The sequence below is a fragment of the Garicola koreensis genome, assembly GCF_014195445.1.
Taxonomy (GTDB): Bacteria; Actinomycetota; Actinomycetes; order Actinomycetales; family Micrococcaceae; genus Nesterenkonia; species Nesterenkonia koreensis.
This window is the reverse complement of record NZ_JACIBT010000001.1, coordinates 70,061-90,764: the sequence shown is the minus strand read 5'-3', so window position 1 is coordinate 90,764 and position 20,704 is coordinate 70,061. Positions and strand designations below refer to the sequence as shown.

General features: G+C 67.8%; 15 protein-coding genes. 4 read left to right on the top strand and 11 right to left on the bottom strand.

What is annotated here, in order from left to right; all coding sequences use genetic code 11:
- Positions 1–3: 3 nt before the first annotated feature.
- Genes FHX47_RS00445 through FHX47_RS00430 form a run of 4 tightly spaced genes read right to left on the bottom strand, consistent with a single transcriptional unit; the run spans position 4 to position 7,132 of the window.
- Complete coding sequence (locus tag FHX47_RS00445) at positions 4–4,125, bottom strand: DUF4011 domain-containing protein (protein ID WP_183356943.1); 4,122 nt, start codon at positions 4,123–4,125, stop codon at positions 4–6.
- 45 nt (positions 4,126–4,170) lie between these two features.
- A complete protein-coding gene (gene guaA, locus FHX47_RS00440; protein ID WP_183357787.1) occupies positions 4,171–5,721 on the bottom strand; it encodes a glutamine-hydrolyzing GMP synthase in 1,551 nt (516 codons plus the stop codon).
- 60 nt (positions 5,722–5,781) lie between these two features.
- The gene (locus tag FHX47_RS00435) at positions 5,782–6,291 is read right to left on the bottom strand and encodes a DUF3817 domain-containing protein (RefSeq protein ID WP_343064244.1); all 510 of its coding nucleotides are present in this window, start codon (positions 6,289–6,291) and stop codon (positions 5,782–5,784) included.
- Complete coding sequence (locus tag FHX47_RS00430) at positions 6,284–7,132, bottom strand: SURF1 family cytochrome oxidase biogenesis protein (RefSeq protein ID WP_183356941.1); 849 nt, start codon at positions 7,130–7,132, stop codon at positions 6,284–6,286. The genes FHX47_RS00435 and FHX47_RS00430 overlap by 8 nt, the downstream gene beginning before the upstream one ends.
- A gap of 93 nt (positions 7,133–7,225) precedes the next feature.
- Between FHX47_RS00430 and FHX47_RS00425 the strand changes: the two genes are divergently transcribed.
- Positions 7,226–7,870, top strand: a complete 645-nt coding sequence (locus FHX47_RS00425; protein WP_183356940.1) for a VOC family protein — start codon at positions 7,226–7,228, stop codon at positions 7,868–7,870.
- A 145-nt stretch (positions 7,871–8,015) separates the two neighbouring features.
- On the opposite strand, the gene FHX47_RS00420 is transcribed toward FHX47_RS00425, so the two are convergent.
- Together FHX47_RS00420 and FHX47_RS00415 are read right to left on the bottom strand one after the other, a co-directional pair.
- On the bottom strand, positions 8,016–9,383 hold the full coding sequence (locus FHX47_RS00420) for a DUF1461 domain-containing protein (protein WP_183356939.1): 1,368 nt from the start codon (positions 9,381–9,383) through the stop codon (positions 8,016–8,018).
- 90 nt (positions 9,384–9,473) lie between these two features.
- Positions 9,474–10,463 (bottom strand): stage II sporulation protein M, encoded by a 990-nt coding sequence (locus FHX47_RS00415; protein ID WP_183356938.1) that lies wholly within the window; start codon positions 10,461–10,463, stop codon positions 9,474–9,476.
- A gap of 79 nt (positions 10,464–10,542) precedes the next feature.
- On the opposite strand from FHX47_RS00415, the gene FHX47_RS00410 reads away from it, so the two are divergent.
- The 3 genes from FHX47_RS00410 (at position 10,543) to FHX47_RS00400 (ending at position 13,121) form a co-directional block, all read left to right on the top strand.
- On the top strand, positions 10,543–11,358 hold the full coding sequence (locus tag FHX47_RS00410) for an RDD family protein (protein ID WP_183356937.1): 816 nt from the start codon (positions 10,543–10,545) through the stop codon (positions 11,356–11,358).
- Positions 11,359–11,549: 191 nt separating this feature from the next.
- Positions 11,550–12,494, top strand: coding sequence for an alpha/beta fold hydrolase (locus tag FHX47_RS00405; RefSeq protein WP_183356936.1), 945 nt, complete (start codon positions 11,550–11,552; stop codon positions 12,492–12,494).
- 219 nt (positions 12,495–12,713) lie between these two features.
- Positions 12,714–13,121, top strand: a complete 408-nt coding sequence (locus FHX47_RS00400; protein WP_183356935.1) for a RidA family protein — start codon at positions 12,714–12,716, stop codon at positions 13,119–13,121.
- A gap of 96 nt (positions 13,122–13,217) precedes the next feature.
- Here FHX47_RS00400 and ahcY read toward each other — a convergent pair whose 3' ends face one another.
- From ahcY to FHX47_RS00375, 5 genes are all read right to left on the bottom strand, one after another.
- Positions 13,218–14,699, bottom strand: a complete 1,482-nt coding sequence (gene ahcY / locus FHX47_RS00395) for an adenosylhomocysteinase (protein ID WP_183356934.1) — start codon at positions 14,697–14,699, stop codon at positions 13,218–13,220.
- The gene (locus FHX47_RS00390; protein ID WP_183356933.1) at positions 14,696–14,893 is read right to left on the bottom strand and encodes a Trm112 family protein; all 198 of its coding nucleotides are present in this window, start codon (positions 14,891–14,893) and stop codon (positions 14,696–14,698) included. The genes ahcY and FHX47_RS00390 overlap by 4 nt, the downstream gene beginning before the upstream one ends.
- Before the next feature lie 70 nt (positions 14,894–14,963).
- Complete coding sequence (locus FHX47_RS00385) at positions 14,964–15,356, bottom strand: DUF3499 family protein (RefSeq protein ID WP_183356932.1); 393 nt, start codon at positions 15,354–15,356, stop codon at positions 14,964–14,966.
- A gap of 54 nt (positions 15,357–15,410) precedes the next feature.
- Positions 15,411–17,165 (bottom strand): DUF5719 family protein, encoded by a 1,755-nt coding sequence (locus tag FHX47_RS00380; protein ID WP_183356931.1) that lies wholly within the window; start codon positions 17,163–17,165, stop codon positions 15,411–15,413.
- Entirely contained in the window at positions 17,162–20,698 is a 3,537-nt protein-coding gene (locus FHX47_RS00375; protein ID WP_183356930.1) for a glycosyltransferase family protein, read from the bottom strand. Before FHX47_RS00375 ends, FHX47_RS00380 begins: the two co-directional genes overlap by 4 nt.
- Positions 20,699–20,704: the final 6 nt, after the last annotated feature.

The following is a 20,704-nucleotide window of genomic DNA, read 5'->3' as shown; positions in this document are numbered from 1 at the left end:
GACTCACGGGGCCCCGTCGCTTCGCACGCGTCGCTGCTGCGGTGCCAGCCACTGCTTCTGGCGCCGCTCGGCGTCCTCATCCTCGGCGTCGGCGGCACCGCCGAACCGTACCGGCCCGGTGGTGCTGCTCAGCGGGCCCCGCCCGGCCTGGGCGAACTCAGGCCCGGCAGCCAGTCCCACCTTCTCCGCCACCCGTTCGGTGGTGCCCGCCGGGTCGGTGAAGACGTCGATGGTCCACAGCACGATGTAGTGCCATCCCAGCTGCTCGAACTGTTCGGGGCGCAGCCGGGAGCGCTCCCGCACCGGAAGCTCAGCGTATTCGGCGGTGCCGTCGGAGATCATCGCCACCGGCTTGATCTGCGCCTCGGGGGTGCTGCGGCGCGGGCAGGCCGCCAGGTCCAGGGTGCCGCGGAAACCGTCCTCGACCCTGCCGCCGCGAGCGCGGATCCGGTCCACCAGGTCAAGGACCAGCGGGTCGGTGACCTCGGCGGAGACGCTGGGATTGGAGTCGGCGCCGGCCCCCAGCTGCAGCAGGTCGTGGACCAGCAGCGCCCCCTCAGTCAGCTGGCTGCGGTCCAGCTGCTCAGCTGCGATGGAGCTGACCACCTTCATCCGGCCGCGGGCCCGGGTGACGGCCTGCACGAAGTATTCGCGGCCGCGGGGCCCGGAGAGTTCTCCGAATTCGTGGGCAGGCTCTCCTTTGACACTTCGGCCGAAGCCCAGGGAGAAGATCACATCGTCTCGGACCACACCGTGGGCCCGCTCCACCGGGGCGACGACGAAGCGTTCCCCGGTGCCCTCCCCTGCGGCACCGGATCCTGAGCCGCCGGGGACACCGGCGGCACCGTGCTCGAAGAAGGTCGCGGCCCAGGGGTGGTTGGACAGGTGCAGCCGAATCGCGTCCGCGACCCGTTTGGCGTGCCACTGCGACCCGGTGACCACCGCCAGCGAGCGGTTGCGGCTGGACCGGATGTGTTCGAAGACCAGGTCCACCACGCGGTTGACCTCAGCAGTGGGCGACTCCACCGGTTCACGTCCGGCACCGCTGGATATCCGCTCCAGCGTCAGCCGCCGCTGGTTGCCGAGCAGCTGGGCGGCGTCGGGCAGCCGGGTCAGCGGGCGGGATCCCTCATACAGCCCGGAGATCAGCTCGGTGAGCTCCTGGTCGACCCCGCGGTGGACCTGCCGCAGCCGGTATTCGGGCAGGATCCGGGCCAGCTCGGCATACATGGACCCCGGCACCTGCGCCTCCGCCTCCCGGGCGATCGGATCGGCCGAGACCGTCATGGGTTTCGGCGCCCCGGAGACCGGATCGCCGAAGGCCACCACCTGCTGCGCCCGTGAGACTGCTCCCAACCCGGAGGGCACCGCCAGGGTTTCGGAGTCCAGCAGCAGCACGACGTCGAAGCTGGGCTCGGCCTGCGGCCCACCGGAGAACTGTCCGGCCAGGCCCAGCGGCGAGGTGGTCCAGATCGGCGTCAGCGGTTGGGTGATCCGCCCAGCCACTGATTCCAGGGCCGGCACCGTCGGTGCGGCGTCGCGCAGCAGACTGCGCAGGTGCGCTGCCGCGTCGGGGTGAGCTTCCACCGCAGACTTCCAGCGCGTGGCCAGGGCGTGATTGAGCCGTTGGGCACCGGATTCGATGTGCGCGGCGTCGGCCCGGCGATACTCCGCTTCGATGCGGCGCAGGTTTTCCCCGCTGGTCATCGCGAGGTACTCGTCGCCGGAAATCATCGCCTCCAGCGCAGACTGCCACCATGCCAGCTCCAGCTCGTCAGCCGCTTCAGCGGCCGGCACGTGACGCTGGGCGAAATCCTCCAGCAGGTCGGCGAAGCCCTGTTCGCGCAGCTGCTCAGCCAGCAGGGTCCGCTCCGGCAGGGTGTGCAGGGACCGCTCGTCGTCGGCCAGCGTGCCGATGAGTGTCTCCAGCCGCTCCACCGGCAGATCGAAGAGTGACTCGTCCTGGTCCGCGGCCGGCTTCAGCACCTCCCCCAACCGCTGAAGCCGGGTTTGGACCTCGCCGACCTGGTCGACCAGCTGGTCCAGCTGCCGCGGAACTTTGGGCAGGGAACCGTCCTTGGCCCATTTCATCCACTCTTCACGCTCGGACTGCACATCCACCAGTGCGCCGTGGAGGTCGCTGAACGAGACCCCCGAGCGGATGTACTCCTTGGCCACGCGCCGCAGCCGCGAGCGGGCCATAGAGTTCATCTCCACGTTGTGCTGGCGCCTCCACCAGCCCGGAGCCGTGGCGGCGATCAGATCATCGACGTCGCGGGCGTAGACGTCGTGGCTAAACCGGCCCATCGACTCCTGGACCCGCTGGAAGAGCAGCACCTGGGCGTGCCACTGCGCAAACGTCTCCCCGGCAACGACCTCAGCCTGCTCGCACGCCTCGCGGATCTTCTCACGGCAGTCGGGCAGCTCCTCGCGCAGGCGCTTGACCAGCGTGTGCGCATCGTTGGTCTCCTGCCGGTTGGACAGCGCCGCGCCGAACCACGGGCTGGACCGGGTCTCGGCGGAGAACTCACCCAGTTCGGCGATGCGCTTCAGCTTCACCGCAACGGGGCTGCGGTCCACCGTGTTGTCCAGCACTGAGCGCTTCAGCCGCACACTGGTCCCCGGCGCCGGGGTCAGTGAGGTCAGCGCCGCCAGGGCCTGCATCGCCTGGTAGGGCGAGCACCGCCAGCGCTCACGGACCTTGTGCAGGCTGCTGACGTGGTCGCGCAGCTGATGCCGGGTCTCGGTGAGCTTCTTGTGCACCCCGGCCAGCCGCGGCGGCTCGGCACGCTCGGCACGCTTGATCGCCCGGACCACTTGGGTGCGAATATCCTCAGGAGCCGACGACGCCGGCACGTTGACCGCCAGGGTGCCGATCTTGGCGGCGGAGAGCCGCGCACTGAACTCGGTGAGCGTCTCTGTGCGTTCGGCGATCACCAGGACCCGCTTGCCCGCCCAGGCAAGCCCTGCGGCGGCGTTGACCGCAGTCTGGGTCTGACCGGAGCCCGGTGGGGTGCTGACCACCGTGGAGACTCCGCTGAGGATCGCATCCAGTGCTGCCTGCTGGTCGGCGTCGGCGTCTGTGACCAGTCGTTCCTGCTCCGGGACTCGCTCATCCAGCGGCGCCAGGTCTTCGGCCGCACTCAGCGCCTGCGTCTGGTCCAGCTGCCCGCCTTCGGCCAACTGCCGGAGGATCGGGTGCTCGGTGTTCAGCGCCTGCGGGTTGCCCAGGTCGGCCAGGTCGGCGAAAGTCGAGACGTAGAGCTGTCTCCACACCTGCAGCGACCCCAGGCTGGAGTCTGGATCCTCGGCCGCGGCCGCAGCCGCGATCTTGGTCAGCAGCTCGGCGGCGGGGACGACGTCGAACCGTGCGGTGACGTAGCTGGCGCGGTGGAACTGGGCCGGGTCCAGGTCGATTCCGTGGGCGTTTTCGAAGTGCCGCACCAGCGCACGGTTCAGTCCGGCTTGGGCGTCGAACTGGATCTCGTAGTCGTTGGTGTCTGCCCGGGTGCGCAGCGAGACGGGAAGGAGCATCACCGGTGCGGTGAACGTCTCCGTCCCAGCTTGGGTGGCCTCGGTCCAGGAGGCGATGCCGGCGGCCAGGTAGCCGACCTCGATGCCGCGCTCATCTCGCATTTCACGGATCTTGGCCCGAATATTGGCCGCGGCCTGGGCGCCGGCGTCGAAGGCGGCGGCTTCGTTGAGCAGCGTGGAGAGTCTGGTGCGGCGCCCACCCACCAGCTGCATCATGCCGGAGGCGTTGGCCTCGGTGAGGTCGATGGCATTGTGCTGGCTGGGCGTGAAGCGCAGCATGGTGTCGTTCTCGGTGCCGGTGCCCAGCGACTCGACCCAGGAGAGCACCGGGGCCGTGGTGTTCACCGCAGCCGTGGTGCTTATCCCAGCCGGTGACTCGGCCGAGCCGGCTCCGGCGGTGGTCTCGTCGACGGCGCTGCTCTCTGCGGCGTCAGGGCTGTCTGCGGCGTCGGGGCTCTCGGGGACGTCAGGGCTCTGCGGTGAGGCTGCAGAATCAGCGCTGATGGGGCTGTCGGCGCTGCTCGGGCCCGTATCCGGCCCCGCTGCGGGCATAGGGCTGTCTGCGGAAGCAGCAGGCTTGTCTTCGGTCACCGATTCCCTCCACGACACATACACGTTTAGCTCAGAAGGTTACCGTCACTCCCACTCGATCGTCCCCGGTGGTTTCGAGGTCACATCGAGGGTTACGCGGTTGATCTCTTCGATCTCGTTGGTGATGCGGTTGGAGATGGTCGCCAGCAGCTCGTAGGGCAGCCGCGAGAAGTCTGCGGTCATCGCGTCCTCAGAGCTGACCGGGCGCAGCACCACCGGATGGCCGTAGGTGCGGCCGTCACCCTGGACCCCGACCGAGCGCACATCTGCCAGCAGCACCACCGGCATCTGCCAGACCTCCGCGTCCAGACCCGCACGGGTCAGCTCCTGGCGGGCGATGGCGTCGGCGCGGCGCAGGATGGCCAGCCGCTCCTGGGTGATGTCACCGATGATGCGGATGCCCAGGCCCGGCCCGGGGAACGGGTGGCGCTGCACCATCGCTGCCGGCAGGCCCAGCTCGGCGCCGACAGCGCGGACCTCGTCCTTGAACAGGGCCCGCAGGGGCTCGACGAGCTGAAACCTCATGTCTTCGGGGAGTCCGCCGACGTTGTGGTGGGACTTGATGTTGGCCGCGCCCTCGCCGCCGCCGGATTCGACGACGTCGGGGTAGAGCGTTCCCTGCACCAGGAAGTCCACTGTGGCGCCGGCTGCCGCGGCGTCGGCCAGCACCGCCTCTTCAGCGTCTTCGAAGGCGCGGATGAACTCGCGGCCGATGATCTTGCGCTTCTGCTCAGGGTCGGCGACCCCCTCCAGCGCCGCCAGGAAGCGGTCGGCCTCGTGGGCGACGTGCAGCTTCGCTCCGGTGGCGGCGACGAAGTCGCGTTCGACCTGCTCGGCCTCACCTTCGCGCAGCAGTCCGTGATCGACGAACACGCAGGTCAGCTGGTCCCCCACCGCCTTCTGGACCAGGGCTGCGGCCACCGCGGAGTCCACCCCGCCGGAGAGCCCGCAAATCAGTCGGGCGTCGCCGACCTGCTCGCGGATGGCAGCGACCTGCTCCTCCACGATGCTGCCGGTGGTCCACTCCGGTCTCAGGCCCGCCCCCTGGTAGAGGAAGTTCTCGATCAGGCGCTGCCCCTGCGGAGAGTGCCTCACCTCGGGGTGCCACTGCACCCCGTAGAGGCGACGCTGGTCATCGGCGAAGCAGGCCACCGGGGCGGCGTCGGAGGTCGCGAGCACCTCGAAGCCCTCCGGGGCCTGCTGCACGGAGTCGGAGTGGCTCATCCAGGTCGACTGCACCGGGTCGGTGCCGTCCAGCAGTCCGTGCGGGGCGGTGGTGGTGCGCACTTCGGTCTTGCCGAACTCGCGCTCGCCGGTGCGTCCGACGTGACCGCCCAGCGCGTGCGCCATCGCCTGGAACCCGTAGCAGATGCCCAGCACCGGCACGCCGGCCTCAAAGAGCTCACGATCCACTGCCGGCGCCCCGTCGGCGTACACGCTGGCCGGGCCTCCGGAGAGGATCACAGCCGCGGGGCGGCGGGCCAGGACTTCGGCCGCTGAGAGCGTGTGCGGCACCACTTCGGAGTAGACGCGGGCCTCGCGGACGCGGCGGGCGATCAGCTGGGCGTACTGGGCGCCGTAGTCGATCACCAGCACCGTCTGCGCGGTCTGGACAGGTCGTTCGGCTGCGGCTGCGGGAGAATTCACCCTCCCATCCTAATAGCGTCTGGCCGCCTGCGGGTTCTGCTGAACCTCCCGGCGCACCTCGGCGGCGATCCGCCGCTCCACGATGAAGCTCAGGAACGGCACCACTCCCCCGGCGACGATGACCAGCAGCCGTCCGATCGGCCAGCTCATCAGGTACCAGAGCCTGAACCCGGCGACGACGTAGACCACGTAGATCCACCCGTGGATGACCGCCACCCAGAAGGAGATGGCCTCGCCGTCGACGATGGACCCCTGGGGGTGGAACCCCAAGCTGTTCGCCTCCCCAGCGAGCGTGGCACCGCCGGCGTAGAGCTCGTAGCCGAACCCGTAGTCCATGATCATCTTGGCCACCAGGATCAGCAGCATGACGCCGGTGATGAAGGCGAACACCCGGTAGAAGTTCAGTGAGCCGCTGATCTGGTCCACGGTGCCGGAGAAGCGCCGCTGCTTGGGTCTGGGCGGCGGGGTCCCCAGGTTGAGCTCGTCGTCGGAATGTGAGCGGGATTCGGGGTCAGTCACGCGGTGGGTCCTTCGGTTCGTCGTCGGTCTCAGAGTGATCTCCATCCGGCTGGGACTGCAGTTTGGCCAGCTGCTCGCGGCGCCACTGCTCTTCCCATTCGCGGTCTAGGCGCTGCTCCTCCAGCTCTTTGAGGTGAGCGTCCTTCACCAGGCGCCACCACAGGTAGAAGGCGAACCCGGCGAACACGAACCACTCCAACCCGTAGAAGAGGTTGAGCCAGTTGATCTCATCCGGTTCCGGCTGCGGGTCCACCCACACCGGTTCCAGTCCGGAGTCGCCCAGGGCCGCGCCGCTGAAGTCGACGACGAACCCGGAGTAGGAGTCCTCCTCCCACAGGTTGATCAGTTCGGCCACCGACAGGCTGGGCAGCACGCCGACGGGCTGATCACGGGGGGCCGGTCCGGGCGCCTCAGTGGGCAGCAGTCGTCCCTGAAGGTCCAGCTCACCGGCGGGCGGCTCCCCGGCGTCATCGTAGTCTTCGCTCCAGCCGCGCACCACGGGGATGACTTCACCATCGGGGGCACCGTCGACCCGGAAGGCTGCCACCGCCCAGTAGCCCGGCACATCGTCTTGGAGCCGGTCGGCGACCATGACCTGGGTGTCGGCGACGAACTCCCCGCGCAGCTCGACGATCCGGTCGGCCTCATGCATGGTGATCCCGCGGGCCGGCTCATAGATCTCGGTCAGCGCCACCGGCTCCTCGGTATGCTGCGGGATTTGGTCCTCGTCGGTGGTGGACTGGTCGAACTGCCAGGCAGAGAGCACCACGAAGACCGTGGAGAGTACGAGGGCGAGGACCAGCATGGCGATCCATTTTGGCTGGCGGGCAGTGTGGAGCACCACTACAGGATACGTGCCGCAGCACTACGTTTTCTACGTGACGTAGAAGAACCTCGATTTCAAGTCTGGCACCGGCGGTGTCAGGATAGGAGCATGATGCGACTGGACCACGTCTCCTTTGCAGTCGGCCCGGATGGCATGGACGCCACGGTCGATGAAGTCACCCAAAAGCTCGGCGTTGACCGCGTCAGGGGTGGAATTCATCCACGGTTCGGCACCGCCAACGCGATTATCCCGCTGGCCAACCGCCAGTACCTTGAAATTGTGCAGGTTCTGGATCATCCCAGCGCCGATAAGGCGCCCTTCGGTCAGGCAGTGCGCAACCGCTCACAGATCGGCGGCGGCTGGATGGGCTGGTGCGTCAGCGTCGACGACCTGGCCTCCTTCGAGGAGCGGCTGGGCCGGCGCAGCGTGCCGGGGAACCGGAAGTTCCCCGACGGGCAGGAGCTGACCTGGCAGCAGATCGGGATCAAGGGTCTCATCGCCGACCCTCAGGTGCCCTACCTGCTGCGCTGGGACGACGGCACTGAGCACCTGCACCCCTCCCGGGCCTATGAGCCGCAGGCCAAACTCACTCGGCTGTCGATCGCCGGGTCCCCGCAGCGCGTGGCTGATTGGTTGGGCTCCTCCGAGGCTGACCCCTTCGACGACCTCGCCGTGGACTGGCTCGCCCCCTCAGGGACGCCGGGGATCATGAGCGTGACCTTCCAGACCCCTCAGGGCGAAGTCACCATCTGAGCGGGGTCCTCCGAACTTCATGCGGCAGCGGGGTCCTCCGGATTCGACGCCGCCGCAACGGCATTTGTCCCCGTCCATGTTGCATCTGCGCCGTGTTTCAGCACTCAGATGCAACATCGGCGGGGACTCTCCGCAGAAGTGCCGGTCAGTGGTGCGCCGAAGAGGAGTTCAGCTCTTTGATCAGCTTCTGCCGACGCCGGTCCTGAACCTCTGCCAGCCGCTCAGCACGCCGTGCCCGGCGACGCTTGGTGGGCCAGGTGATCAGCAGTGCCACCAGGGTGAAAATCACCAGAAGTGCGGCGATCCAGATGCCGGCGTCCACCCAGAACTGGTTCGGGTAGAGGCGGATCAGCGTGAAGTCATCCGGGAAGGCCCAGTTGCCGTCGAAGAAGAGGTTGTGGAACTCAGCGAAGAACATCCGCCAGTCCAAAATGGCCAGCACGGCCAGCGCGATGAGCACTGCCACAGTGGCCCACGCGCCGGCGAAGACCCCACGGGCAAAGCTCCCGGGCCTCCAGGAACGCAGCATCAGGGCGAACACCAGTGTCAGCAGCAGCAGTCCCATGCCGACCAGCATGGCGATCCACACGACCTCTTTGACGTCGACCATATGGCTGACCTCGTTCATGTCTGAGCCATCGGAGGTGAACAGCGGCTCGCCGTCGGGCCCCGTAAGATCCGCCAAGTAGCGGAAGTTGGCCAGGTTGAAGAGAAAGTCCATGCCGTAGGAGCCGTAGAGCATCCGCTCCTCCAGCCCGAAGCCCTGAGGGTCCTCCGGGAAGCCGGGACGCCGGTAGGTGAACCACAGGAAAACGGGCGTGCCGACCAGTCGCACGGCGGCGACGACGAAGAGCACGGGGGTGAAGATCGCGATCAGGACGGTGAGGAAGCGCGAGACGCCGCGCTTTGACTTGGTGACTTCCTCGTCGATGTCAGCCGTGGTGATCTCATCGTTGGACCCTGTATACCGGGACCCCGAATGCTGAGCGCCGGCATACTGTGCCGGCGGCGGTGCGGGGGTCACAGCCGCTGGGGGCTGCTGGTGACCCGGGCCGGGCTCAGCCGACCCGGAGATGGATTCCCTCTGGGGGGTGGTCTCCGACTGCGTCGACGGGGGAATCACCGTCGTGGACTGCTCATCGGCCGCTGCAGGCGCATCGGCAGAGGCGGTTTGGGCGGCCTCCAGCCGATCTGCCGAGGAGTCTGACCTGGCAGCGGCCAGTTCCTCAGACAGTGACCGGGTGCGCTCCTCCTCGTAGCCAGCTGGGTCTGCCGCGCTGGCAGCCTGGGGCTCATCAGCCGCCGGTGCCGAGTCAGCCGCCGGTGCGGTGGCCGGAGTGGCGGCGGACTGTCCGCCGACCGGGGCCCCGCTCTGCTCAGAAGCGTCCTCGGGCGCACGTTCCTTGTCGAGCCGATCTTCAGGAAAATCAGGCTCATCCGCTGCGAAGGCGCCGTAGTCGAGCTCGGACTCGCTGTCCTTCGGCCCCCGCGTCTCGTCAGGGTTCTGACTCATGAAATCGCCTCTCCACGCATTGCTGTCCACTGACAACTTTATGCTGGGCAGCCGCAGCTGACAGGGAAGGCACTCGGAGAGTCGAGAAGTTCAGGCAGTCAGCTCATGGCTTCCGGCGTCGTAGGAGCCCAGATCTCCGGTGACTCCGGCCTCAGCGGCACGCCGCCCCAGGGTCAGCGCATAGGCCCAATAGCCGCCCAACACTGCAGCGCCGATGCCGATGCGCACCCAGTCGGGCCACGGGGCCGGCGTCACGAAGCCCTCCACGATTCCGGAGATGAGCAGCACCACCACCAGCCCGAGGGCAACTGTGATCAGACTGCGCGCCTCTTCGGTGAGGGCGGTCAGCCGTCTGCGCTGACCCGGGGCCACCCACGCCCAGAAGATCCGCAGCCCCGCAGCACCGGCGACGAAGATCGCGGTCATCTCCATGAGTCCATGGGGCAGCAGGTTCAGCCAGAAGTCGGCGGCTGCGCCCTGCTCATGCATCACACCGCCGGCGATGCCTATGGAGCCAGCGTTGATGCCCAGAATCGCTGCCGGCCAGATGCCGGTGACGCCGAAGGCCACGCACTGCGCGGCGATCCAGGCGTTGTTGGTCCACACCTGGGAGGCGAAGGATGAGCTGGGATGCTCCGAGTAGTAGTTGACGAAGTCTTCCTCCGCATAGGCCTGCCGCGCCTGTTCGGGCATGATCAGGTCCAGCTGCGGATGATGGTAGGCCCAGTATCCGGCGGCCACGCTGATCACGATGAATGCCGCTGCGACGATCAGCGTCAGCCATCGCAGCCGGTAGAACGCCGCCGGCAGCGTCTGCACAAAGAAGTTCGCCGAAGCCGTCAGCGGGTTCTCGCCGGCTCCGGTGAGGTGGGTGCGGGCACGGCCGATCCTGGCTGAGAGCTGAGCGGCCACCGGTGAATCAGGCTCCGCCGCCTGGATCATCGATAAGTGGGTGGAGGCGCGCTGATAAAGCACCAGCATCTCGTCGGTCTCAGCCGCAGAGAGGCGGCCGCGTTTGGCCAGCTGGTCCAGCCTGTCCCACTGCGGCTGGTGCACCGCGATGAAGGCGTCGATGTCCACGCGTGGCCCACTCCCCTGTTCGGCGTCGTCTGCTGCTCTGTGCTCACCCTATAAGCCAGCGGACCGATACGCTGTCGGCATGGGGAGTCGACGTGTCATCACCGGGGAGGCCGTAGCCTTAGACCTTCCGGCTGCCTCACTGATCACCCGCGGGGGCTCGCTGCTGATCGATGTGATGGCGTACTGGCTGCTGTTCGGGGCCATGGTGCTGCTGGGCGGCTACGTGGTGATGTTCAGCATGGATCCGGCCATGCAGGCCGCGCTGAGCCTGTCCATGATGGTGCTGTGCCTGGTGATCGTCCCGATCACTGTTGAGACCCTGACCCGTGGCCGGTCTTTGGGCAAGCTGATCTTCGGGCTGCGCACCGTTCGCGACGACGGCGGGGCGGTGCGGCTGCGCCACAGTGTCATCCGTGGTCTGGCCGGTTTCGGCGAGATCTATCTGACCCTGGGACTGGCGCCGCTGCTCACGGCGATGTTCACCGAACGCAGCAAGCGCCTGGGCGACGTGATGGCCGGCACCTACGCGGTGCGCATGCGTCATCCGCCGGTGCGCCCCATGATGCTTCCGGTCCCGCCCGCCATGGCCGCATGGGCGCAGATCGCTGACATCGGGCGCATTCCGCAGGACCAGGCCACTCGGGCCGCACGGCTTCTTCGCACGCTGCAGACCGGCGGCAAGAAGGTCAATATGGCTGCGCTGAGCGCTGCCAGCGACCGGATCGCCGATCAGATGCTCAGCCACATCTCCCCGGCTCCTCCGACGACGTCTTCCATCGATTTCCTCTCCGCAGTGATGGCCGAGCGGCGCAACCGCGAGTATCAGCGGCTGTCCCGCGCAGCCCAGCGCACCGGCCGGCTCCACCAGCGGCTGCACACGCTGCCCTACGCCTAAGTCCGCCGAAACGCGCGGCTAGGCTGGTGAGCACGACTGATGCCCGGGTCCGCGACGCCTACGCCGCGCGCGCCGCGATCCCGGTCAGAGGCCGCACGCCTCGATCTCAGCCGCAGCACGGTAGACCCGGGGTCGAGTAGGCTGATTCTGTGTATGAGAGGGTCTCACCCGTTGCCTCCGGCCTGTTGTCCATGAGCGATGGTCAGGGCGTTTACTGGGAGGACTCAGGCGCCCGGGACGGGATCCCGCTGTTATACCTGCACGGTGGTCCCGGCGGCGGCCTGGGCAGTCGGGGCTACGTGACCAAGGCCGATCCGAGCCGGTATCGGATCCTCGGTATAGACCAGCGAGGATGCGGCAAGTCCACACCCCTGGCATTGGACCCGCAGCATGATCTGGAGGCGAACACCACCTCCCGACTCATCGCCGATCTTGAGGAGCTGCGCGCGCATCTCGGGATAGCGAGTTGGGTCCTCAATGGTGTTTCCTGGGGGGCAACCTTGGCGATCGCATACGCCCAGGCACACCCGGAACGGGTGCGGGGCGTCATCGCCATGGCGGTCACCACCACTTCGCGTTGGGAGGTGGACTGGATCACCGAGACCATTGGGGCGGTCTACCCGGAGGAGTGGGAGCTGTTCGTCCAGCATGCCGAGCAGGCCGGTCTGGGCTATCGCCGCGGCGAGACGCGCCTAGTAGAGGCATATCGCCAGCTCATGAGGCATCCCGACTCGATCGTGCGAGAGGCAGCGTCGGATGCTTGGGCGCGCTGGGAAGATGCCCACATCGCCATCGGGACTGGTGGATTCCAACGTGATCCCAGGTGGGATGACCGGGCGTTCCGTCACAACTTCGTCACCCTGACGACGCATTACTGGGCGAACGCTGGATTCTGTGACCCACCGCTGCTGGAACGAATGGAACGGCTCGCCGGCATCCCGGCCGTTCTGATCCACGGGCGCCTCGACGTCAGCGGACCACTGCGCACCGCATGGGAGGCCCATCGGCGGTGGCCCGGCAGCCGGCTCATAGTCGATGAGGGCGAAGGGCACGGGGGCAGCACGATGGTGAAGGCCTGGCGGCAGGCAAACGACGATATGGCGTCCCATGTGCTCGCTGGAACCGACATGAGTTAGCTGAAGCCATCCACGGGTATGTCCCCTTCGGCCGCCCTTGGGTCACAATGATCTTGTGTCCTTCACGGTTCGCCGTACTGATCGCCGCCGCGCGTGAGCAATAGGGCTGGTGTCCTTGAGCCTGAGCGTGGAGTCGGACCTCTACGCACGGGGTCTCTGCCGTCAGCCGCGCTCTGGAATACTGACTTGCGACGAGTACCGCTGATCCGAAGGAGACACATGTCGAAAGCCGTCACGCTTATCCGTTCCGATTCGCTCTCCGACGCCGCCGAGTATGCCTATGCCGCCACCGCCCCTGCGGAGGCCAGGCTCATCTTCCTCGCCGGCTCATGTCCCCTCACCGAGGACGGAGCAACGGTCGGCCTTGGTAACTACGCGGCACAGGCTGCCCGATGCATCGAGAACATAAGCACGGCCCTGGCTGAGGCCGGAGCGAGTATTGAAGACGTCATCAGCACCCGTGTCCTGGTCGCATCGACGCAGCAAGCAGACCTTGTTACCGCCTGGGAAGTCGTTCGCGATGCCTTCGGCGAGCACGACGCGCCAAGCACGCTGCTCGGCGTCACCGTCCTCGGCTATGACGACCAGCTTGTTGAGGTGGAGGCGGTCGCAGCCGTCCGCGACTGAAAGGACACCTTGTCCTGCCAAGGAGCCGCCCTCGCCACTGACTCGTGGGCAGGCTGCAGCATCCCGTAGGCCGCACTCCAGCCCCCGCCGGAGACCTCAGTACCGGTAGTGGTCGGGCTTATAGGGCCCGGCGACGTCGAGTCCCAAGTAGTCGGCCTGCTCCTTGGTGAGTTCGGTCAGGCCCACGCCCAGTGCGTCCAGGTGCAGGCGGGCGACCTTCTCGTCGAGCAGCTTCGGCAGCACGTAGACACCGTTGCGGTAGGTGTCATGACCGGAGTAGTCCGCCTTGTGGGACTTGGCGAACAGTTCGATCTGGGCCATGACTTGGTTCGTGAACGACGCCGACATCACGAAGCTGGGGTGGCCGGTGGCGTTGCCCAGGTTCAGCAGCCGGCCCTCGGAGAGCACAATGATGGAGCGGCCGCCAGCGTTGGGGAACACCCATTCGTGCACCTGCGGCTTGATCTCCACCTTCTCCACACCCTCGATCTCGGCCAGCCCGGCAATGTCGAGCTCGTTGTCGAAGTGGCCCACGTTGCCCACGATGGCCTTGTCCTTCATCTGCTGCATCTGGTCCGCGCTGATGATGTCTTTGCCGCCGGTGGTAGTGATGAAGATGTCGCCGGTGGAGATCACATCATTCAGCACAGCAACCTGGAAGCCGTCCATGGCCGCCTGCAGGGCGTTGATCGGGTCGATCTCGGTGATCACCACGCGTGAGCCCTGGCCCTGCAGCGCCTCCGCGGCGCCCTTGCCGACGTCGCCGTAGCCAGCGATGACCGCAGTCTTGCCGGCCAGCAGCACATCCGTGGCACGCATGATGCCATCGGGCAGGGAGTGGCGGATCCCGTACTTATTGTCGAACTTGGATTTGGTGACCGCGTCGTTGACGTTGATCGCCGGGAACAGCAGCTGGTCCTCGTTGGCCAGCTGGTAGAGCCGGTTCACCCCGGTGGTGGTCTCCTCAGTCACGCCCCGCAGCGCGGAGGCCACCCCGGTCCAGCGCTTGGGATTCTCCGCCAGGGAGCTGCGCAGGGTCTCCAGGATGACTGTGTACTCATAGGGGTCGTCGGCCGTGGCCGAAGGCACCGCACCGGCTGCTTCGAACTCCACCCCCTTGTGCACCAGCAGGGTCGCGTCTCCGCCGTCGTCGAGGATCATATTGGCGCCCTGCTGCGGGTCCTCGTCCGCTCCGGGCCAGAGGAAGATCTGCGAAGCGGTCCACCAGTACTCTTCCAGCGTCTCGTTCTTCCACGCGAAGACCGGCACGCCTTGAGGGTCCTCGGCAGTCCCATGAGCACCGACGACGACGGCGGCTGCGGCCTCGTCCTGGGTGGAGAAGATGTTGCAGGAGGCCCACCGGACTTCGGCCCCGAGTGCGGTGAGCGTCTCGATCAGCACAGCGGTCTGCACGGTCATGTGCAGCGATCCGGCGATCCGTGCGCCCTTCAGCGGCTGCTCCTCGGCGTACTCCTCGCGCAGCGCCATCAGCCCCGGCATCTCATGCTCGGCCAGCCGGATCTGGTGGCGGCCAGCCTCGTGCAGGGTGATGTCGGCAATGCGGAAGTCGAAGCTCATAGTTTTCCTTCTGGTTCGGCGGCGTCGGCCAGCAGCTTGGGCACCCCGTGCTGGATCGGGTAACGGATGGTCTCATCAGCGACGACGAGGAGCGCACCACCGCGCTGGGTCAGCGCACTGCCGGTGACTGGGCAGCGCAGAATCTCAAGGATCCTCGGCTCAATGGCATCGGCGATCGAGGACGTGCTGGACATGGCTTCCAGGGTACCCCTCCAGCCGGTCAGCAAGCAGCGCGACGCGTCACGCGACGACTCACAGCTGGGGTCAGTCGCGGAGCATGCGCAGATGACCCCGGGCAATGGAGCCCTCCGCCTCCGGCGGGGGCATCGGCGCCGGGGCTTGTCGCGCCGAGGGCCCCTGATCAGCGAGGCGATTCTGCTGATCATCACGCTGCCTTCTGGGTTCGCGGACGGCCTCGGCCAGTGCCAGCAGGTCGTCGTCATCTGCGGCAGCGGCACTGTAGTCCAGCCGGAGAATCTCCCAGAACCGCGGAGGGCTCACCGCGTCGGCGTGCGCGGCGCACAGGTCGTAGCTGTGCGGCTCCGCATAGACACTGATGGGGCCGACCACAATGGTGGAGTCGGCGTAGGAATAGGTCAGAGTTGCCACCGCTGAGCCTTCACAGCTGCTCTTGGTGCATCGGCGCTTAGGATCCACAGCACCTGAGCCTACCCATGACCGCAGCACTTCGCCGGGAACCGCTCAGGCATGTCAGCGCTGCAGGCGCAGGGGCACGTACTGTGCGGTGGGGCTGATGGTCTGCAGGTCGCCGATGCTGTATCTGCCCTCGTCATCCCGGGAGATCGTGCCCCCACGAATCTCCCCCGCGGACTCAGTGACCACGATGCTGTGGACATCGTCGAGCCCGGCGGCCTCCGCCTGATCCTGCAGCTGCCCATGGGAAATCACCGTGGAGCGGTCGGCCTCGACCTCGATGGTGAGGTCTTCACTGCTGGCACCGGAAGTGTCCAGCAGCCGGTAGGTGAGCTCCCCCTGACCAAAGAGGTGCATGTCCGTCTGCCCCGCCGGGGGAAGCAGCGCGCCGAAGCCGGGCTGCACCGCATCGGCGGCCGCCGACCAGCTGAGGTCCTGGGCTTCATCGTTCTGCTGGGCGTCGTCGTCCGGCTGGCCGTCGTCGGTGCTGCGCACAGCGGCGAGGCTGGGCGCCTCGGTGCGCACCACGACGTCGTAGGTGCCCGCTTCCAGCCCTTCGATGTCCACCACGGTGACCGCCCCCTCTTCTACGGTGAACACCCCGGGGGTGTCGATGGGCACCTGGCCCTCAGAGTCGAAGACCTGCAGCTCCACGGTTCCTGCCTGCTCACCGGGGGTGTGGATCCACAGCTGAGGCGGCTCGTCCGCGCCGGCCGGCGCAGCGAGCAGGTGGTGCTCAGTGCCCGGTTCAGCCAGTGCTGGCAGCATGTCGGTGCCCTGGCCTCCGCTGCCGGAGGCACGGCTGGTCTGCAGGTGGCTGGCCACCGGGGCACCGGAGGATCGGACGTGGACCGCCATGGCAGAAGCGTCCTCAGTCAGGGAGGCCATGTTGATGGTGCGCACCGAGTCCGCCGGCACCAGCAGCGTCGTGCTGCCCAGACCCCCGGTGCTGCCCTCTGGGCTGTAGGTGGAGACCGTCACGGTGGCTTCGCGGCTGTTCGGGTTGGTCAGGGTCAGCAGCGAGGCCGAGTCGGACGCGGTTTCAGGCCCGAGGAACCAGCGGCTGGGCTGTGGAGGGGTGCAGGAGGATGCGATGAGCCCGGACTGGGGACCGTCCTCAGCAAGGTAGGTGAAGCTGGCTGCTGCTGCGGGGGCGTCGTCGACGGCGACTCCCTCCAGGGGCTGGACCTCCAGCACGGTGGGCAGGTCAGTGTCCTGGGATTCGGCCAGCGTCGGCTCCCGATCAGCCAGCAGCTGGCTGTTGGACCCGCTCTGCGGGGTGGTCTCCTCCTGGAAGCGGTCCTGCTCGCCGCGGCCGTCCTGGGTGATGGTGCCCCACTGCGCGCTGGGAGCGACACCCCACGCCGATGCGAACAGCAGAGCGTCCCGGGAGGTCTGGACCGATTCATCACGATCGGCATATTCCATGATTCCGGATTCACCCAGCGAATCCGGCGTTCCCGGAGTGGGCGGGCAGACCAGCCGGTCGGCCACCGGTGGTGCCACCACATAGTTTGCGGGCACTCGCAGCGGGTCTGCGGCCTGCGTGTCGGACAGGTGGAACGCGGCCGACCCACCGGCTGCGCCGATGAGGCAACACCCGGCCAGCACGGCCGCGATGCGGGCCGCTGTGGAGGTTCGCGCAGCGGAGGTGCGCACAGCCTGGGCCCTCACCGTCGGCTGCTCTGCCGATTCCGGGCTGCTGTGGCGCGGCTGCGACTGGACCGGGGATCCGTAGCGGTCCTGCTGCCTGATCGCCTTCTTCCGGGCCCGACGCTGCCTGCGAAGATGTTTGCTGACTTTGGCGCTCATGGTCGCACCTCCAAGATTCTCCAGCTGCGCGGCAGCGGCACCGCAATGAGGGCGAACAGCACCAGCAGGCCGGCAATGACCAGAAGGACCGGATACTGGAAGTCCGAACGGTGTCCCAGCACCAGTTCGGCCCGGTCCTGGGTGAGCGCTTCGGCGGGGAGGTGGTACTGGCGCATCCAAGGAACGGCCTCGGGTTCGACGTCGAGGCTTGCCGCGGTGACCGTCCGCAGGGGATCGCCGTTGAGCTGGGCGTGCCACCCTTGGGCCCGTTCGGAGGCGATCTCCAGGTAGTACTGGCGCTCTGGGTCCACGGTGAGCGGTTCGCCCTCGGGCCCGGTGATGGTGCTTAGGTCGGTGTGCACCTGGTTCTCGGAGCTGGGCAGCAGGGCAATCATCTCGCCCTGATCATCGACGATCCGCGCCCAGGCGGTGGCAGTGCCGGACACTCCGGGCCCGCCCGGCAGCTCCTCTGCGACAGGTTCGGCCCGCCACAGGGCCCCGCGGCTGGTCTCGCCGACGCTGACCAGGCCGCCGGCGGTATCGGTGACCGCCGCCAGACCGCTGCCTTCAGTGACCAGTACGTGGCCGATCCCCAGCTCCTGCATCAGCGAGGTGACGTGCTGCGAGCCCGGAGAGACCAGTGCGGCGATGAGCTCTGCCAGGCGCAGGCTGCTCGCGGAGAGCTCCTGGGCGGCGGGCTGGGAGGTGCCCAGTGGGCCGGCTGGGTCGCTGGCCCACAGTGGGAGGTCCGCTGCCGCTGAGGCGGTGCGGGCCTTGTCCAGAGTGTGGCCATCTCCGGAGACGACCTGGGCAGTGACCCCGTCGGGTCCGCTGGCCAGCATCAGGGTTCGGGTGGCCGCCGGGCCTCCACCCTGGTCGGCGGCTGTGGCCGGCAGGCTTCGGACGCTGCCGGGTGCGATGAGGACCGGTTCGGTGTTGACTGCGGTGACCGTGCGGTCCGATATTCCGCTGGCGGCCAGCATCCGCGGCGCCGCCCAGAAAACCCCCGAGACGAAGATCGCCACGATCAGCAGAGTCGATGCAACGGGCACAAAGAGGCTGCCGAGCCCGGATGCGGAGTGAGATGCAGATCCGGAGTGAGGTGCGGCCTCCAAGGCCCGCAGGGCTGCGGCGATCAGGCACAGGGTCAGCACCGAGACCAGCACCGAGGGGTCGGCTGCCACCAGCTCACCAGCGGCGTGGCTCGCGCTGAGCTTGGTCACCAGACTGGAGTACCCCAGGGTGCCCAGGGCGATGATCCCACAGGTCAGCACCGTCGCCCGGCGTCCGGCGGCGAACAGGGCGATCAGCGCGATCAGCAGCAGGGGCCCACCGATGAGCAGCGCCAGTCGCAGACTCCAGAAACTCTCGTCGAACACTGCGGGAAGCCAGGCTGCCGAATCTGCGAAGGATGCCCCGGGCAGGCCGGCCGCGGCGTCGAATGATCGCGAGAACCCCAGAAGCTGCTGCCACACCGGCGCCGGGGCACCCGCCTCGGCAGCGTCGAGCGCAAGGCCCGGTTCACTCAGCAGCACTGCCACCAGGTTGGCCCCGCGATCCCACGCGGAGATCAGCATGGGGACAAAGATGGCCACCGCAGGAATGGGCACCAGCCACAGCACTCTTCCGCTGCGACCGGTCACCAGCGGCACCACCAGGCAGGTGATGACCGCCGGAACCAGCAGCACCGGGGCGGCTGCGGCGATCACGGCCAGCAGCAGGGCAGCTGCGGCGGCAGTCTCCCACCCGGCGGCCAGCCGCAGCGACGTCACCCTGCGGTGTGCAGCGGCCGGCTCAGCGCGCCGTCGAGCCTGGACTGCCCGCACGGCGGCCAGCACGAGGATCGGCAGCAGAATATGAGCGATGACAGCGCCGATTCGGCCCTGCCCGGCCGAGGTGTGCAGCGCCGGCAGCAGCCCCCAGATGAGGGCCGCGATGATCCGGTGGAAGGTCCTGGCGCTGAAGAGCCCAGCGGCCCACCATGCTGTCAGCGCACTCAGCGGCACAGCCAGGATGGTGATCCATACCAGCACCGCAGACGCGTGGCCCAGGGAGAGGACCGAGAGCACCAGCAGCACCAGGGCAAAGGGATCGGCGGCTGCCCGCTCCCCCAGAGAATCTGGGACGAGGAACGAGGTGATCTGGTGCCAGACCTCCGCGAGAGAACCAGAGACCGGCAGTGCGGCCCCGCCGCCCAGGGCTGGGGCGGTGAGCAGTTCGCGGTAGCCCACCAGTGAGATGCCGGTGAGGACAGTCAGCACCAGGAAGAGACCGAGGCGGTCCTCCGAGCGGCGCGCAGGGATCTGATCGAACTCGCCGTCGCCGCTTCCGGGTTCGCCCACCCCACGATCCTCGACCTCGGGTCCGGCGGTCAGCCGGTGGTTCGGGCTGCTGACCGTCTCAGCAGTCACATCACGTCTGCGCTGGGCCCGCAGGGACGCAGCGGACAACCGACCCTCCCGGTGTCTCTGCCGCCCCCGAGCGACCCGGCGCTTGGCCTCGTCAGGACCCTCGGCGCGTGCGGCCGCCACCCGCCGGCCGGTCCGACTGAAGCGACGCAGGTGAGCCAGAGCCCTGATGTTCAGCAGCGCAGAGGTGCTGGCGGCAAGCTGGCTCAGCGCCGCATCGGGCGCCTTGCAGACGAACAGCGCGATCACCCGCAGCAACGCGGTGAACCACTGTCCCACCCACAGCAAAGGCAGTGCCAGCACACCGGCGGCGCCCAGTCGGGTGCGGATCTGGCTCTTGCGCTGCTGCGGCGGCAGCCACAGCGCCCCGCCCAACCGGTGCACCAGGTCACGGCGCTCCGGCTGGGTTCTGCGGATATGAGCGCTGGGTTCCACCACGACGCCGGCCGCGGCTTCCTGAGCGCGGGCACAGAACTGGGCGGCGGCGTAGTCCCCGGTCAGGGTCGGGTCGAAGCCGCCGAGGTCGCCGAAGAGTCGGGCGCGGACGAGCATCCCGTGGGCTGACACGGCCGGCACCTCGTCCTCGCCGTCGTACTGGCCCTGGTCCAGTTCCCACGGCTCGGTGCCGGTGAGGATCTCTGCGGAGCGCACGGAATGCAGCCCCACATTGACCAGGCGGTGCGGGGCCTCAGCATGGACCTGTTTGGCTCCGATGATGCCGATCTGGTCGTGGGTCGACTCGTCCTTGACGGTGAAGAGCCGATCCTCCAACCGCTGCAGGGCCTCGGGTTCGGGCAGCGCATCGGCCGGCAGAATCCACAACCACTGGTAGTTGGGGGCGAACCCCTGCCCCAGCTGACGCTCTAATGTGCGCCACAGGCTGGTCGCCGCGGCTCCGGCGCCCCCGGTGGTGCGGGTCTGCTGTGCCGCCCGGTGATCAGTGAGCAGACCAGAGCGCAGCGAGCGGGAAAGATCCTCAGGACCGCGGTAGCCGGCAGCGGACAGTTCGATGATCGAGTCCGGCGGCCGCGTCTGGGCCGCCAGTGCTTGGGAGAGCGCAGTAAAATCGCCGCCGTGCAGCACGACGGCGGCGATATGAAGTGGGGCGCCGGCAGCGCTGCTCACCGACTA

Excerpts from the sequence above, each read along its gene's own strand:
- ahcY (WP_183356934.1), bottom strand. The coding sequence starts at position 14,699 with ATGAGCTTCGACTTCCGCATTGCCGACATCACCCTGCACGAGGCTGGC.
- FHX47_RS00400 (WP_183356935.1), top strand. The coding sequence starts at position 12,714 with ATGTCGAAAGCCGTCACGCTTATCCGTTCCGATTCGCTCTCCGACGCC.
- FHX47_RS00380 (WP_183356931.1), bottom strand. The coding sequence starts at position 17,165 with ATGAGCGCCAAAGTCAGCAAACATCTTCGCAGGCAGCGTCGGGCCCGG.
- FHX47_RS00390 (WP_183356933.1), bottom strand. The coding sequence starts at position 14,893 with ATGTCCAGCACGTCCTCGATCGCCGATGCCATTGAGCCGAGGATCCTT.
- FHX47_RS00405 (WP_183356936.1), top strand. The coding sequence starts at position 11,550 with ATGAGCGATGGTCAGGGCGTTTACTGGGAGGACTCAGGCGCCCGGGAC.
- FHX47_RS00425 (WP_183356940.1), top strand. The coding sequence starts at position 7,226 with ATGATGCGACTGGACCACGTCTCCTTTGCAGTCGGCCCGGATGGCATG.
- FHX47_RS00410 (WP_183356937.1), top strand. The coding sequence starts at position 10,543 with ATGGGGAGTCGACGTGTCATCACCGGGGAGGCCGTAGCCTTAGACCTT.
- FHX47_RS00420 (WP_183356939.1), bottom strand. The coding sequence starts at position 9,383 with ATGAGTCAGAACCCTGACGAGACGCGGGGGCCGAAGGACAGCGAGTCC.